General features: G+C 45.4%; 10 protein-coding genes. 5 read left to right on the top strand and 5 right to left on the bottom strand.

Annotation, left to right across the window (positions count from 1 at the left end):
• Positions 1 to 2: 2 nt before the first annotated feature.
• The 3 genes from P4S59_RS23385 to P4S59_RS23375 are packed head-to-tail and all read right to left on the bottom strand — an operon-like array spanning position 3 to position 2,794.
• Entirely contained in the window at positions 3 to 893 is an 891-nt protein-coding gene (locus P4S59_RS23385; RefSeq protein WP_017633568.1) for an ABC transporter permease, read from the bottom strand.
• A complete protein-coding gene (locus P4S59_RS23380) occupies positions 890 to 1,714 on the bottom strand; it encodes an alkaline phosphatase family protein (RefSeq protein ID WP_031817525.1) in 825 nt (274 codons plus the stop codon). Before P4S59_RS23380 ends, P4S59_RS23385 begins: the two co-directional genes overlap by 4 nt.
• Positions 1,715 to 1,726: 12 nt before the next feature.
• On the bottom strand, positions 1,727 to 2,794 hold the full coding sequence (locus P4S59_RS23375) for an ABC transporter substrate-binding protein (protein WP_074189835.1): 1,068 nt from the start codon (positions 2,792 to 2,794) through the stop codon (positions 1,727 to 1,729).
• 210 nt (positions 2,795 to 3,004) lie between these two features.
• On the opposite strand from P4S59_RS23375, the gene P4S59_RS23370 reads away from it, so the two are divergent.
• Positions 3,005 to 3,733, top strand: coding sequence for a UTRA domain-containing protein (locus P4S59_RS23370; protein ID WP_337169151.1), 729 nt, complete (start codon positions 3,005 to 3,007; stop codon positions 3,731 to 3,733).
• A 62-nt stretch (positions 3,734 to 3,795) separates the two neighbouring features.
• Here the strand turns inward: P4S59_RS23370 and P4S59_RS23365 are convergent, their stop codons facing one another.
• Positions 3,796 to 5,382: a BCCT family transporter gene (locus P4S59_RS23365; protein ID WP_005392697.1), complete on the bottom strand. Its 1,587-nt coding sequence runs from the start codon at positions 5,380 to 5,382 to the stop codon at positions 3,796 to 3,798.
• 304 nt (positions 5,383 to 5,686) lie between these two features.
• On the opposite strand from P4S59_RS23365, the gene P4S59_RS23360 reads away from it, so the two are divergent.
• The gene (locus P4S59_RS23360) at positions 5,687 to 8,095 is read left to right on the top strand and encodes a beta-mannosidase (RefSeq protein ID WP_337169150.1); all 2,409 of its coding nucleotides are present in this window, start codon (positions 5,687 to 5,689) and stop codon (positions 8,093 to 8,095) included.
• A gap of 242 nt (positions 8,096 to 8,337) precedes the next feature.
• The gene (gene gcvA / locus P4S59_RS23355) at positions 8,338 to 9,264 is read left to right on the top strand and encodes a transcriptional regulator GcvA (protein WP_337169149.1); all 927 of its coding nucleotides are present in this window, start codon (positions 8,338 to 8,340) and stop codon (positions 9,262 to 9,264) included.
• Between the two features lie 92 nt (positions 9,265 to 9,356).
• Here gcvA and P4S59_RS23350 read toward each other — a convergent pair whose 3' ends face one another.
• Complete coding sequence (locus tag P4S59_RS23350) at positions 9,357 to 11,093, bottom strand: BCCT family transporter (RefSeq protein WP_337169148.1); 1,737 nt, start codon at positions 11,091 to 11,093, stop codon at positions 9,357 to 9,359.
• Between the two features lie 319 nt (positions 11,094 to 11,412).
• Here P4S59_RS23350 and P4S59_RS23345 point away from each other — a divergent pair, with 319 nt between their 5' ends.
• Together P4S59_RS23345 and P4S59_RS23340 are read left to right on the top strand one after the other, a co-directional pair.
• The gene (locus tag P4S59_RS23345; RefSeq protein WP_005392447.1) at positions 11,413 to 12,600 is read left to right on the top strand and encodes an aromatic ring-hydroxylating oxygenase subunit alpha; all 1,188 of its coding nucleotides are present in this window, start codon (positions 11,413 to 11,415) and stop codon (positions 12,598 to 12,600) included.
• A gap of 1 nt (position 12,601) precedes the next feature.
• The gene (locus P4S59_RS23340; RefSeq protein ID WP_337169147.1) at positions 12,602 to 14,038 is read left to right on the top strand and encodes an aldehyde dehydrogenase family protein; all 1,437 of its coding nucleotides are present in this window, start codon (positions 12,602 to 12,604) and stop codon (positions 14,036 to 14,038) included.
• The last annotated feature ends 25 nt before the right edge of the window (positions 14,039 to 14,063 follow it).

The following is a 14,063-nucleotide window of genomic DNA, read 5'->3' as shown; positions in this document are numbered from 1 at the left end:
GACTACTTCCTACCTGCATAGCTTTTCGAAATGAGCCATTGGTTAATCACTGTGATAAAGGCAAGTAAGGCCATTAGAATCACTGAAATCGCAGCGGCAAGATTAGGTTCAAGGAACAGATCTCCTGATACCAGACTCGCGATTCGAATTGTGATGACGTTATAGTTACCGGAGGTCAACGCATAAACACTCGCATATGCGCCAATCGCGTTGGCTATTAAGATAATAAAGGTACCGAACAAGGCTGGTGAGAGCACTGGCAGAGCGATTTTTGCCCAATATTGCGATGTTTTGGCACCTAGTAGCGCAGCGGCTGCTTGCCAATCATCACTCAACGCGTCGAACGCAGGGTAGAGCAACAACACCGCCAGCGGGATTTGGAAGTAGATGTAAATGGCCAGCAGGCCCCATTTACCATAAAGGTCGAAATCACCGAGTAAGCCATACTGCTTGAGCAAAAGGGTAATCGCCCCATTGGTGCCCAAAATAATAATAAAAGCGAATGACAGAGGTACGCCTGCAAAGTTGCTGCTCATGTTCGTAAACGCAATCACACCGTCGCGGACTTTAGAATCGACTCTGCGTAGAGAAGAGACCAACAGAGTCGCAATGGCTAAGCCAAAAATGCTCGACCACACAGCTAACCACAAACTGTTGCCAAACGCCTGCATCATAAAGGCGGAGTCGAGCACTTCAATGTAGTTATCGAAGGCAAACTCGCCATCGTAGATAAAGCTGTTTAACAGTACCCAAATCATCGGTGCGAGTTGAAATAGGTAGAAAAACAGCGCGAAAGGCGCCAACCAAATGGCAGGCTTAAAGCGCTTTAACCAAGTACTTGCCAAATTTGAGCGTGATTCGCTGGAGCTTGGGGAGAGGACAGAACTGCTCATAGTGCTAACAATTCCTGAGTGTATGGCTTCGTGTGGTCAAGGTTTAGCAATTGACAAACGGTGCCACAAATATCAGTTTGCTTAATATGACAATCTTGATGGGTAAACTTATCACCAATGACAAACAGGGGAACTTCTCGCTCTTCAGGTAAAATCCCACCGTGAGAAAGATCGTTGTTCATGCCATGATCGCTGGTCACAATGATTTGATACCCATCAGCAAGCCATTGTTCGATGTAGTTGGAAAGAATAATGTCTGCACCTCGCGCACAATTGCGGTATTGGCGAGAGTCTAGGCCAAACTTATGTCCTGTATCGTCGATATTCATCGGATGGATCAGTAAGAAATCAGGTTTATAGTTGCGACGTAAATACTCTGCATCCAGGAACAAGGCTTCATCAGGATAATGATCCCAATGGTAAAAGCAGCCGTGTTGGATATTCAGAGTTTCATCATGCGTGAAACGATCGCGAACAGGTTCAAATGGCGCGCGATTATAAAGCTCACTTACCCAGTGGTAGGCAGCCGCAGCGGTCACTTTGCCTTGGGCTTTTGCCAAACTGAAAATGGAATCGTGTTTGGATAGACGAACGATATTGTTGTTTACGATGCCGCTTTCTACAGGGCGAACGCCCGTTAAAATGCACTCATAAAGTGGGCGAGACATAGAGGGCAGCTCACATTGCACAGGATAAAGCGTTGCGCGAGTTTCTTGTTGGGAACGACTTTGTTCTAGAAGACCATTGAGGTAGCCCATGCAATCACGGGCTACCTGATAGTTCAGTCCATCTAGAACAACAAGGATGACCTTATTGCTCATAACGACTTACTCTTATTGCTGGTGGATTAAGACACTTTCTTGCCATTGACGTGGCAGCTTACGCGCGGACTTTTCCCAAGCTGAGAAGTCAGTCACTGGGTGAACATTGCTGTATTGGTCGTTAGCAATTAGCTTGTCTTGCACTGCTTGAGGCAGTGTGATGTTGGTGCGGATTGGACGCGCATAACCTTCTGCTAAGTTGATTTGCCCTTGATCGCTGAAGATGTACTCACGAGCAAGCTTTGCTGCATTAGGGTTCTTCGCATATTTATTGATTATGGTTGTATAACCAGAAATCACAGAGCCATCTTGAGGAATGCTCACTGTAAAGCGGTCGCGGTCAATTTTGTCGCGATAGTTCAACGCATTGAAGTCCCACATGATCGCCACTTCAACTTCGCCTTTTTCTAAGTTGGCGATGTTCGGATCGGTAAATGAAAGACGACCTTGCTTCGCGAGTTCAGAAAAGAATTTGAGCGCAGGCTTGAGGTTGGATTCGTCCCCACCGTTGGCGAACGCTGCGGCGAGAACTGCGTTGTTTGCCTGTGCTGCTACGCCGACGTCACCTACGGTCACTTTGTAGTCGCCTTTTAATAGGTCATCCCACGTTTTTGGCGCGTCTTTTACGAGGTTATTGTTGGAGATAAAAGAAATAGTGCCAGTGTAAGCAAGTGCCCAATGACCATCTTCGTCTTTTGCCCAATCTGGAATGTCATTCCAAGTTGTTGGTTTATATGGCTGAGTGACGCCTTTTTTAACCGCTACACGTGCGAAGGCAAAGCCTACGTCACCAATGTCTGCGGTCGCGTTGTTCTTCTCAGCTTCGAATTTTGCGATTTCTTGAGCCGAGCTCATATCTGTGTCTTGGTGCTTAAGGTTGTAGTTTGACTTTAAATCAGCCCAAGTGTCTTTCCAGTTCGCCCAACTGTCAGGCATACCTACACTGTAAACCGCCCCTTCTTTTTGTGCTGCGGTAACCAATGACTCAATATCGGCTTCTTTCGCTACTGTTGGTGCTGCGAGCGTTACCGCGATGATTGCCGCTGGTGCAGTAATTGAACGACTTAGCAAAGTTTTCATTGTCTCCATCCTTCTGGACTAGGTCAGTAAGTTCGCTTTGTATGCTATGGATGGAATGTGACGATTTAGAGCAAGTAATTTGACAGTTTTTATTAATTTCTATGGCACTTATATTTCATACGCTCGGTATGTGTTCTGTTGATTAATGTCATATTTTTGTTACGCACACGCCTTATGTTGTTCATCAAATTATCGTTGGACTAGATCAGAATGAGAGCGACAGGCACCAGCCAATTTGGTACCCAATTAGGAAAAATTAGAAGCAGCTTAAAGCAGCAGATTCTTTCCGGCATCATGTCGGAAGGGCAAAAGCTGCCATCAGAAAGGGAGCTCAGTGAGCTATTTTCTACGACTCGAATCACTATCAAAGATGCATTGGTGTCTTTAGAAACAGAAGGCCTGATCTACCGAGAAGAGCGTCGTGGCTGGTACGTATCTCCAGAGCGGATCTGTTACAACCCGTTGTCTCGTTCTCACTTCCATCAGATGATTCGAGAGCAGCATCGTATTGCAGAAACCAAGTTACTCAACGTGCGAAGTGAAATGGCCGCAGGTGAGTATGCAAAATCGTTAGAGGTTGAGAGAATTACCCCAATTTATGTGATTGAACGGTTACGTTTTATTGATGGGCGAGCGGTATTGTTTGTTGAAAATATACTCAAATCAGCACTGTTTGAAGGTATATTGTCCGAGAACCTCATCATGTCACTGACGGGTATTTATCGTGAGAAGTATGGCTACGAGACAAAGCGCTCTCGTTTTGATGTGATTCCAACGTCAGCACCTACTCATGTCGCTAAAGCGTTGAACTTGGCTGAAGGACAGCCAGTTCTGAAAATTCGTCGAGTAAACTACAAACAAGATGGCAAATTAATGGACTGCGAATTCGAGTATTGGCGTCCAGATGCAGTGATGATTCGCATTGATAGCGTAGGATAGAGTGCAGAATTAAAAAGAGCCCAATGAAGGGCTCTTTTTCGCATATTGGTTAGAGAGGCGGTTTAAACTAGTCCTTGCTCTTTTGCCATTTTACTTGCTATGCCAGGCGCTTTCCAAATGCTTGGCAGCAAAATGAAAGACACAGGTACGGCGGTAATTACAATGAAAGACTGCAATGCAGAAATACCACCAGAGCCCATTGAGATAAGCGCAATAGCGACAATACCCATCATCAAGCCCCAGAATGAGCGAATCACTGCGTTTGGTTCTGTTGAGCCCGTCATCACTACACTGATTGTGTAAGTCATTGAGTCACCCGTCGTCACGATAAATGTTGTCGTTAAGATCAGGAACAGAACCGAAATGATCATTGGGTAAGGTAATTCACCGGTAATCGCTAGCAGTGCTGCAGGCAAGTTAAAGCCCTCAAACGCAGATGAAATCAAACCAGGGTTATCAAGTTCAAACGCAAGGCCACTGCCACCAACGATACTAAACCAGAAGCAAGTAATCAGCGGTGCCGCGATGCTAATAGACATGATTAATTGGCGAATTGTACGACCACGAGAGATACGAGCAATAAAGATCGCCATCATTGGGCCATAACCGATAAACCAACCCCAGAAGAATACTGTCCACCAGCTTAGCCAGCCCGTATCACCACGGTAAAGCGCCATTGGGAAGAAGTTATCTACCATGCGACCAACGCCTTGTACGTAGCCATCAACAATAAAGCTTGTCGGTCCAAAGAACAGGATGTAACCAATTAACAGCACAGACAAAATAATATTGTAACGACTGACGATTTGAATACCTTTGCTCAAACCGCTTAGTGCGGAAAGGGTATACATCAGGATCGCTGCCATGATAACCATGCTTTGCGTTACGAACGTATCTGGCAGGCCAAACAATGAGTTTAGCGCGTAGCTAATTTGTAAACCTAAGAAGCCTATAGGGCCGATTGTTCCTGCTGCTACGGCAATAATGCTACATGCGTCAGCAACATCACCAATCCAGCCTTTAATGGCTTTATCGCCAAACACAGGGTAAAGCAGAGTACGCGGCTTAAGAGGCAGGCCTTTATCGTAATGCAAGTGCATTAAGACAATGGAAGATAGACCACCAAGGATCGCCCAAGCTAAGAAGCCCCAGTGCATAAAAGACTGAGATAGAGCATTGATTGCGGCAGTTTTCGGTGAAGCTTCACCGTATAAAGGTGGGGCAGTCACAAAGTGCGCGATAGGCTCAGCAGCGGCCCAGAACACACCACCACCTGCAAGTAGGGTACAGAGTACAATTGACAACCACTTAAAGTTATCAATATCAGGTTTCGCTAGACCACCTAGACGCACATAACCAGTGCGACCAAACGCAAGAGCCAAACCAATAAGGAAATTCAGAAGAAGCAGTACTTGCCAGTAAGCTCCGAAATATTTAGTAGCAAAGCCGAAGCCGGTGTTAACCATTGCGGTTAGAGAGTCGGTATTCGTTAGGGCAAGTAAAACGAATAGAGTGAGGAAGCTACCACTTAACCAAAAGACAGGATTGGTGAGTTCGAGGCGCTTGAGCAGAGATGGGGGATGAATAGCAGAATAGTCAGCATCCTGAATAGGCGCTGTGTGGGAGGCGGCATTCGTCATATTTGACATAATTACTTCGCTTTTTAGGGCTATGAAGCCGTGCATTTCCCCTCACATCGTTTCGACGAAAAGTGTGAGGATGTTCAAAAAGCCGATGATGTTAACATGTCGAAGTTGCAAATATAACCTTAGATTTCGATTAATTTTTAACAGGTTAGCCAAGTTGCTGATTTTTGGGTAGAGATCAAAGGAAAGTGTTTTTACGTGAAGTGCACCGCATTTCGTATGTAAATAACATTTCCCTTGTTTTTGCATGGATTACTCAGGATTACATTGAGTAAACATGTTTCTTCTCCAAACTGAGGTTTACTCAATGGCTCACTTCGAACTTAATGGACAGTGGTTACTTACCTCGCCACAGCGTCCCGATATTGAAATTCCAATGTCTATTCCGGGCGATAATATTTCGGCGCTTTTACAAGCAGAGCGCATTCCGGATCCTTATTTTGCCGATAATGAAAACAAAGTTCGTTGGATTGAAGAGTGTGAGTGGCATATCTCGCGTGAGTTTGAAGTCGACGCGTTTACGTTGTCTGCCAAGCAAGTTTGGATGACGCTAACTCGTGTCGATACCTTGGCAACTTTCTATATTAATGGTGAGTTAGCACTAACTTGCAGCAGCATGTTTAATCAACAACGAGTTGATATCAAACCTTATTTAAAACAGGGCATAAATACTGTTCTTGTTCAATTCGCCAGAGTCGATATAGAAGGTGTGGAACGCGCCAAAAAATTGCCTTTCCCAATCCCTTCCGCAATGGGAAATAATCAAATTCCGCATATGAATTTGATCCGAAAAACGCAATGTCATTCCGGATGGGATTGGGGCATTTGCTTGATGGTATCGGGTATTTACGACCCCATTCAAATCGACATTGTGAATGAGCTTTGGCTCAAAGGCTTTTCGACAGAGCAGCAATGGCAAGCCGATGAGAGTGTGTTTCTTGATGTATTAGTTGAAGTGGAAACGGACAGTCAACGCCATGAACTGATTGTTGAATTTAATGGTGAGCGTCAATGCATTCAAACAAAAGGAAGTGGTCACTATCATTGCCAGTTCCACATTTCGGACCCTCAACGCTGGTGGCCATCGGGTTATGGCGAAGCTTATCTTTACCCCATTACCATTTCTTGCAGAGAGCAAAAGTTAACGCGCAACGTTGGTTTGCGTCAGTTAACCCTAAATAACCAAGCTGATGAACATGGCTCTGCGATGGAATTTATCGTCAATGGCGTACCAATTAATGCCAAAGGCGCCAACTGGATCCCTATTGACGCAATGCCGGGGCGAGAGTGCGAAACACGTTATCGCAACCTTTTGCAAAGTGCGGTTGACGCCAACATGAATATGATACGTGTGTGGGGCGGTGGTCAGTATGAGAGTGAAACCTTTTATAACCTTTGTGATGAACTTGGCTTGTTGGTGTGGCAAGACATGATGTTCGCATGTTCACTGTACCCATCTGATAATGACTTCTTAAAAGAGGTCGAAGATGAGCTTCGATACCAAATCCCTAGGCTTAAAGAGCATCCATCAATAGCACTTTGGTGTGGTGACAATGAAGTGATTGGTGCCATTGGTTGGTATGAAGAATCCAAGCACAACAAAGTCAAATACACGGTTAACTACGATCGCCTCAACCGCATGATTGAGCAGGTGACTACTGAGCACGATAGCGCTCGTCGTTTCTGGCCAAGTTCCCCGTGTAATGGTGAACTGGATTTCGGTGACGCGTGGCATGATGATAGTAAAGGCGATATGCACTTTTGGGACGTTTGGCACTCAGGAAAATCATTCAATGCCTACCTTGACGTGAATCCTCGTTTTTGCTCTGAGTTTGGTTTTCAATCTTGGCCGTCTTTTGCAGAAGTTAAGCAGTTTGTCCCGGAGCAAGATTGGAATATCACGTCCCTAACCTTTGAACAACATCAGAAGAATCCTCGTGGTAACAGTATCATCACAGAGATGTTCACGCGTTATTTTCGTTTTCCTTCTGGATTCGAGAGCATGCTGTATTTAAGCCAAGTTCAGCAGGCAATCGCGATCAAAACTGCGTGCGATCATTGGCGCGCCATTTCTCCAGTTTGTCGCGGTATGCTGTATTGGCAACTCAACGACAACTGGCCTGTCAGTTCTTGGTCTAGCTTGGAATACAGTGGTCGTTGGAAGCAGTTGCACTACCATGCAAAACGCTTTTTTGCGCCGCAGTATTTGGTATTTTCCGAGCATACAGGCAAGTTGAGCCTGCATTTGCTCAATGATGCCAAAGAGCCCGCAAGCGTCAACGCACTGCTCAAGTGGGTAGATTGGCAAGGGGAAGAAAAGCAATGTTGGAGCTTAGAACAAACGGTCATAGCAGACAGCAATACGATTTTGTGGCAATTGGATGAATCGGTTGAGAAGGATGAACTTACGTCAGGCTTCTTCTATGTTGAAGCGCAAATCGGTGAAGACAGAATAAGCAACACATGGTTTTGCACTCATGAGCTGAAAACTTTGCCTATGGCAAAAGCCAATATTGATGTCTCTATTGAAGGAAGCCAAATTACATTGATTGCTGACAAGCCTACGTTTTTTGTTCATTTGGAAAGTGATGTTGATGGCAGGTTCAGTGACTCCAGTTTTACTCTGCTGACCAACGTTCCAGTGACGGTTGAGTATTTAGGTGATGATGTTTTCGGCATGCAACAGTCGTTGAGGGTATACCACCTTAATGATTAAAACGGGCATAGAACATCTATATGCTGATATCTGGGAAGGAGGCCTTTGCTCCTCTTTTTGTGCTCGTTGTAGCCACGAAACTGTATACGGCAGTCTCTCTCACAACAATTTATGATTCATCTCTATTTTTTATCATTTATAAATTGTCGTTTTTGAGGTGTTGTCCAGAATGGCATTATCCACGTGCAACATAAGATTGCCGGGAATAAAAATAATTACAATACTGCCTTACTGGAAGATACATGAAAATCAAACCCCTCCCACCTTTAAATAGCCTCGTTGCGTTTGAAGCGTCGGCGCGGCACTTGAGTTTTACGTTAGCCGCTGACGAGCTAAACGTGACCCAAGGTGCTATCAGTCGCCAAATTAGACAATTAGAAGAATACTTAGGCAAGGCTATGTTCACGCGAGCCAATCGAAGTATTAATTTAACGCCTACAGGTCTTCAATATTATCAAGCTGTTAGCCAATCTTTGCTCGATATTGCTCAAATCACGGGTGAAGTGAAGAAGTGGCAGGGCGAACAAAAGATCACGGTTGCGACGACAAATGCAATGGCAGCCTTGTGGTTGTTGCCTAAGGTTGCTCAATTTCAAAATGAACATGATGACATCGATATAAGGATATTGGCCTCAGATAATGTGTTGGACTTACGCCGATTAGATTGCGATATCGCCTTGTTTTATTGTCGCACTCCACCTGCGGAAATGGATGTGACAACGCTATTTTCAGAAGAAGTATTCCCTGTGTGTAGCCCGCTTTATTTAGAGAAAATCGGCCAGCTTAGTGAGCCAGAAGAAATCTTCAATAAAACGTTACTCTATCTGGAAGAGTCTCAAAGAGACTGGGTGAATTGGGAGCAGTGGTTTGCGAGTGTAGGGTTGCCAAATATTTCGCCTCGTAATCGCATGAACATCAACAACTATCCAATGCTGTTACAAGCGGCAATTAATGGTCAGGGCATCGCGTTAGCTTGGGGCTCATTAGTGGACGACTATTTACAAAGCGGTGCTTTGGTTAGGCCAGTCGAACACGTGCTTTCAACACCTTCCAATTTTTCTATGCTTGAACCTAAAAATAGAGGTTTAATCCCAGCCAGCGTCAAACGTTTTAGAGAATGGCTTTTGCATCAGTTGCCAGATGAGGTGGGTGATCGAGGCTTAGCCTAAATCAATAAGCAGAGAAAAGAACAGAGTTTGGTAATGTTAAAAAAGCGGGAATATCAGTTCCCGCTTTTTTAATTGATTGATGAAACGACGCACTAACTTAGTACTGGTCCCTGATTAAGTGTGGAATCATCTTTTAGTGAGGATGTTGAAGCGATAGGCTCGGAAACCACTGTTTTGCTCTCAACAAGCGGTTCAACAGGACCATCAAGTTTCTCTTGCTCTGGGTGAACATGCTCAGGCAGCATTGCCCATGGCTTAGGTTCGCGTCGAATACTATGGAACAGCGTTAAGCTCATCACCGCGATAAAAATCGCGATAGGGAAACCGGCAATAATGGAGGCCGTTTGCATTGCTTTTAACCCTCCGGCGTATAGAAGCACTCCCGCAATGGCGGCGATCATAATCCCCCATAATACGCGTATAGACGTGGGAGGCTCACTGTGCCCAGCGGCATCGAGGGTACATAGAACCAAGGTACCCGAGTCCGCGGAGGTAATGAAATAAGTACCGAGTAATAGACACGCAAGCACGCTAAGTAGTTTACCAAACATACCTGTATCTAGATTGTCGAATAGCGTAAACAAAGCGCGTGTCGTATCGGCTTTAGTCGCTTCAAGAATCGGGCCGCCAGAAAAATCCGCAGGTGGTGTTTGTTTAGCTTCTTGTGCCGTAGTGACTTGCTCTTGATGAGCAACACGAGCGTCTTGCTCTACCTTCAACGCTGCACCACCAAATACTGAAATCCATAAAAACGTGATTAGCGTAGGTACAATTAATGCACCACCGATAAGTTCACGTATTGTGCGTCCTTTAGAGATACGAGCTACAAACATGCCAACGAAAGGTGCCCAAGTCATCCACCAAGGCCAGTAATAAGCCGTCCACCAGTTTTGCCAGCCAGAGTCATTCTGTGCATCGCTCCATAAGCTCATACCGACAATGTTTTGTGCATAAAGCCCCGTGCTTTCAAGTAGCGTATTTAAGATATAGCGAGTTGGGCCAATGTAAAGTACGACCAGCACGAGTGCGAGTGAAAGCAGCATGTTCCATTCTGATAAACGGCGAATACCTTTCCCTACACCAGATAGCACCGATGCAACCGCACAAGTACAAAGGGAAACGATAATAAAGAGTTGAATCCCCAAACTAATGTCTAGACCAAAGGCTTGATTCAAACCAGAGTTTATTTGGATAACTCCCATCCCCAAGGTTTGAGAGATACCGAAAGCAGTCACCGCGACTGTTAGGATATCAACCGTGTGCCCGATAGGCCCATAAATACGATCGCCAATCAAAGGGTATAAGATAGAGCGTAGGGTAAAAGGCAGATCTTTACGGTAGGAAAAGTAGGCTAATGCGAGTGCAACAATAATAAAGACAGACCAAGGATGTAGACCCCAGTGAAAGAATGTCAGTTTCATTGATGTTGTTGCGGCTTCATTGGTCAGGCCTTGAGTAAATGGGTTGTCAGCGTAATGCCACATCGGTTCGGCGACCGACCAGAAAATTAAGCCTATCCCCATGCCTCCGGAAAAAAGCATGGATACCCAAGACAAATAACTAAACTCTGGTTTTTCGTCATCTTTACTCAAACGAATATGTCCATATCGACTAACCATAAGGTAAAGAAGAAAACCGACAACGAGTGAAACAAGTCCGATGTAAAACCACTTCATATTCTGCAGCAAAATGCCGGAAATCGTTTCGAAGTATTGGCCCGCTTGGTTGGCGAGAATGGCGCAGAAAAGTACAAAACCGATAACGACGATCTTTGATGCGATAGTCACAGTCGGATTGAGTCCTTTCAATATCCCAGATGTTGCTCTCATAGGCATCCCTCACAGTGCTTTTGTTTTAGCGTTATTGTTTGTTGCGTTATTGTTAATTTTTGAAAGAGAGTAGAGAGAGGGCTTTTGTGTTTCAACTGATTAATACTCATCGGTTAATGAGTATTAATCATGACAAGAAGAACCTTGTTAATTAAAAGGTTATTTTGTTGTTTGAGATCAATGCATGAATGACAAAAACTCATCCAAACCCGGCGAAAAAGTCGTTTGTTTGTTACTGGGTCGTTAATCAAAATCATCTCCACTAACACAACACGATGTTGTACGCACTGGATGCAACTCGACTCTCGGAGATAAGAATATGAGCAATGTCAACCAAACCATTATTCCTGTTGAACTAGTTGATAATGTACTGAACCCAATCAGTGAAGCAACAGGGATGCCGAATCAGGCCTACACCAGCGAAGAGTATTTTACTTTTGAGCGTGATCAGGTGTTTGGTAACACTTGGGTATGCATTGGTTTTGCATCAGACCTGCTTAAAAATGGCTATGTGATGCCACTTGATTTCATGAATCTTCCACTACTCATGATGAGAAATCGTCAAGGTGAAGTCCAAGTCTTCCACAACGTATGTAGCCACCGAGGTATGAAGCTGGTTCATGAGGCAGGCGAAGTTCAAGGCATGATTCGCTGTCCTTACCATTCATGGACGTACGATCTTGACGGCAATCTAAAAGGCACACCACACATCGGTGGTATCGCAAAACACAAAGATGATCGATTTAAGTGTGAAAAACACGGCCTTAAGCCACTTCGTTCAGCCGTTTGGATGGACATGGTATTCGTTAACTTATCGGGCAATGCAGAAAGCTTTGAAGATCATATCGCGCCACTAGAGCAACGTTGGCAGCAATTCTTAGGTGAAGATGGGTTAGGGCTTCTTCGCCGCGTGAACATGGGTGGCAACTTAGAGATCGAAGTGAAAAGTAACTGGAAGCTTGCCGTAGAAAACTACTGCGAGGCTTACCACTTACCTTGGGTGCATCCGAGTTTGAACAGTTATTCTCGCCTAGAGGATCACTACAACATCATGTTTGCAGAGCGCTTTGCTGGTCAAGGTAGTCTCGCGTACAACCTTTCTGATACAGCAGGAACACACTTACCTAAATTTCCAAGCTGGCCAGAAGATAAACTGCGTCATGCAGAATACGTTGCACTCTTTCCAAACGTGTTGCTTGGTATTCAAGCCGATCATGCCTTTGCAATGATGATTGAACCAATCACTGCGAATAAGAGTGTTGAGCACCTACGTGTTTTCTATGTGGGTGATGAAGCAACGAAAGATGAGTTTGCTGCGTGTCGTACCGCTACCGTTGAGTCGTGGCGAGTCGTGTTCGGCGAAGATATTGGAGCGGTCGAAGGTATGCAGGAAGGTCGTTACTCCCCTGGCTTTAGTGGTGGCGTGTTCTCACCAGAAATGGATGTTCCGACGCATTTCTTCCAAACCTGGTTGGCAAAGCAAGTGAAAGCGGCACTGGAGCAGTAAGATGATGCATTACCTTAATTATATTGATGGTGAGTGGTGCGATTCAGAGCAAGCGCTGACCGTCATGAACCCTGGCACAGCCGAAGCGTATGCGACGATTGCAGAAGCCACTATCACCGATGCCGATCGCGCAATGGAAGCGGCACGTCGAGTAGTCAATCAAGGTCTTCTTTCGGACGTTCGTCCAGCCGTCAGAACCGAGTGGATGTTAAAAGCAGCCGCAGCTATTCGTGAAATGGTTGATGAAGGTGGGTTAGTTGCCTGTCGTGAAAATGGGAAATCTTTGCAAGATGCCAAAGATGAGTTTTTAGAGTCGGCACGTTACTTCGAATACTACGCTGGCATGGCCGACAAGCTGGAAGGCACGTCAATTCCGTTGGGTAAAGACTATGTCGACTTCACTCAATATGTGCCGTTTGGCGTGTCAGTGCAGATTGTGCCGTGGAATTTCCCTGTCTCTATTTGTGCACGCTCATTGGCACCTGCATTAGCCGCAGGTAACGCAGTGGTGATCAAATCGCCAGAGATTTCCCCACTTGCCATGACGTTGTTGATTAAAGCGATTGAAAAAGCGGGCTTCCCAAAAGGCACGATTAACTTGCTATGTGGCAAAGGCTCAGTCGTTGGCAGTCATTTGGTGCAGCACCAAGAGGTCGATCAAATTGTCTTTACGGGTTCTGTTCCAACCGGCCAACGCATCCTGCAAGATTCAGCGCAACGCGCTACTCCATCGGTGATGGAGCTGGGTGGTAAATCGGCTGCTATCGCGCTGAAAGACGCGAGCCTCGAAACACTTTTGAAAAGCGTTCAGGTCGGTATTTTCTTTAACGCTGGTCAAGTTTGTTCGGCAATGTCTCGTTTGCTGATTCAAAAAGAGCGTTATGAAGAAGTAAAAGCGGCGGTTGTGGAAATGGCCAAAAGCCTAACCATTGGTCAAGGCGAAAGCCAGCCGGACATCACACCGTTGGTATCGGCTGATCAACAAGCACGCGTGCTTGAAATGATAGAACAAGCAAAAGCCGACGGCGCGAATATCCTAACGGGTGGCTACGCACCTGATTTATCGGGTTACTTTGTGGCACCAACGGTGATTGAAGCCTCACCAGATATGCGTATTGCTCAAGAAGAAGTGTTTGGCCCTGTACTGGTAATTACACCGTTTGAAACTGAACACGAAGCGATCGATATCGCGAATGGGACTGATTTTGGCCTGGTTGCTGGTGTCTTTGGTGAAAGCCTAAACCAAACATTGCGTGTGGCACAGCAACTGCGTGGTGGACAAGTGTTCATCAATGAATGGTTTGCTGGTGGCATCGAAACACCATTCGGTGGCGTGGGCTTGTCCGGGTTTGGGCGAGAAAAAGGGCAAGAAGCGATATATAGCTACGTCCAGACACGCAATATTGCCATTCGTTTGCAGCAAGACAGCAACGTATAGCTACCGTGTAACTGTATTTTCATCA

This window comes from Vibrio sp. M60_M70 (genome assembly GCF_037162085.1).
GTDB classification, from domain to species: Bacteria; Pseudomonadota; Gammaproteobacteria; order Enterobacterales; family Vibrionaceae; genus Vibrio; species Vibrio diabolicus.
Note: the sequence above shows the minus strand (reverse complement) of the source record. Positions and strands in the feature narration are given on the sequence as shown.

Bases quoted from the DNA above. Each gene is read 5' to 3' on its own strand.
- P4S59_RS23385 (WP_017633568.1), bottom strand. From the start codon at position 893: ATGAGCAGTTCTGTCCTCTCCCCAAGCTCCAGCGAATCACGCTCAAAT.
- P4S59_RS23380 (WP_031817525.1), bottom strand. From the start codon at position 1,714: ATGAGCAATAAGGTCATCCTTGTTGTTCTAGATGGACTGAACTATCAG.
- P4S59_RS23375 (WP_074189835.1), bottom strand. From the start codon at position 2,794: ATGAAAACTTTGCTAAGTCGTTCAATTACTGCACCAGCGGCAATCATC.
- P4S59_RS23370 (WP_337169151.1), top strand. From the start codon at position 3,005: ATGAGAGCGACAGGCACCAGCCAATTTGGTACCCAATTAGGAAAAATT.
- P4S59_RS23365 (WP_005392697.1), bottom strand. From the start codon at position 5,382: ATGTCAAATATGACGAATGCCGCCTCCCACACAGCGCCTATTCAGGAT.
- P4S59_RS23360 (WP_337169150.1), top strand. From the start codon at position 5,687: ATGGCTCACTTCGAACTTAATGGACAGTGGTTACTTACCTCGCCACAG.
- gcvA (WP_337169149.1), top strand. From the start codon at position 8,338: ATGAAAATCAAACCCCTCCCACCTTTAAATAGCCTCGTTGCGTTTGAA.
- P4S59_RS23350 (WP_337169148.1), bottom strand. From the start codon at position 11,093: ATGAGAGCAACATCTGGGATATTGAAAGGACTCAATCCGACTGTGACT.
- P4S59_RS23345 (WP_005392447.1), top strand. From the start codon at position 11,413: ATGAGCAATGTCAACCAAACCATTATTCCTGTTGAACTAGTTGATAAT.
- P4S59_RS23340 (WP_337169147.1), top strand. From the start codon at position 12,602: ATGATGCATTACCTTAATTATATTGATGGTGAGTGGTGCGATTCAGAG.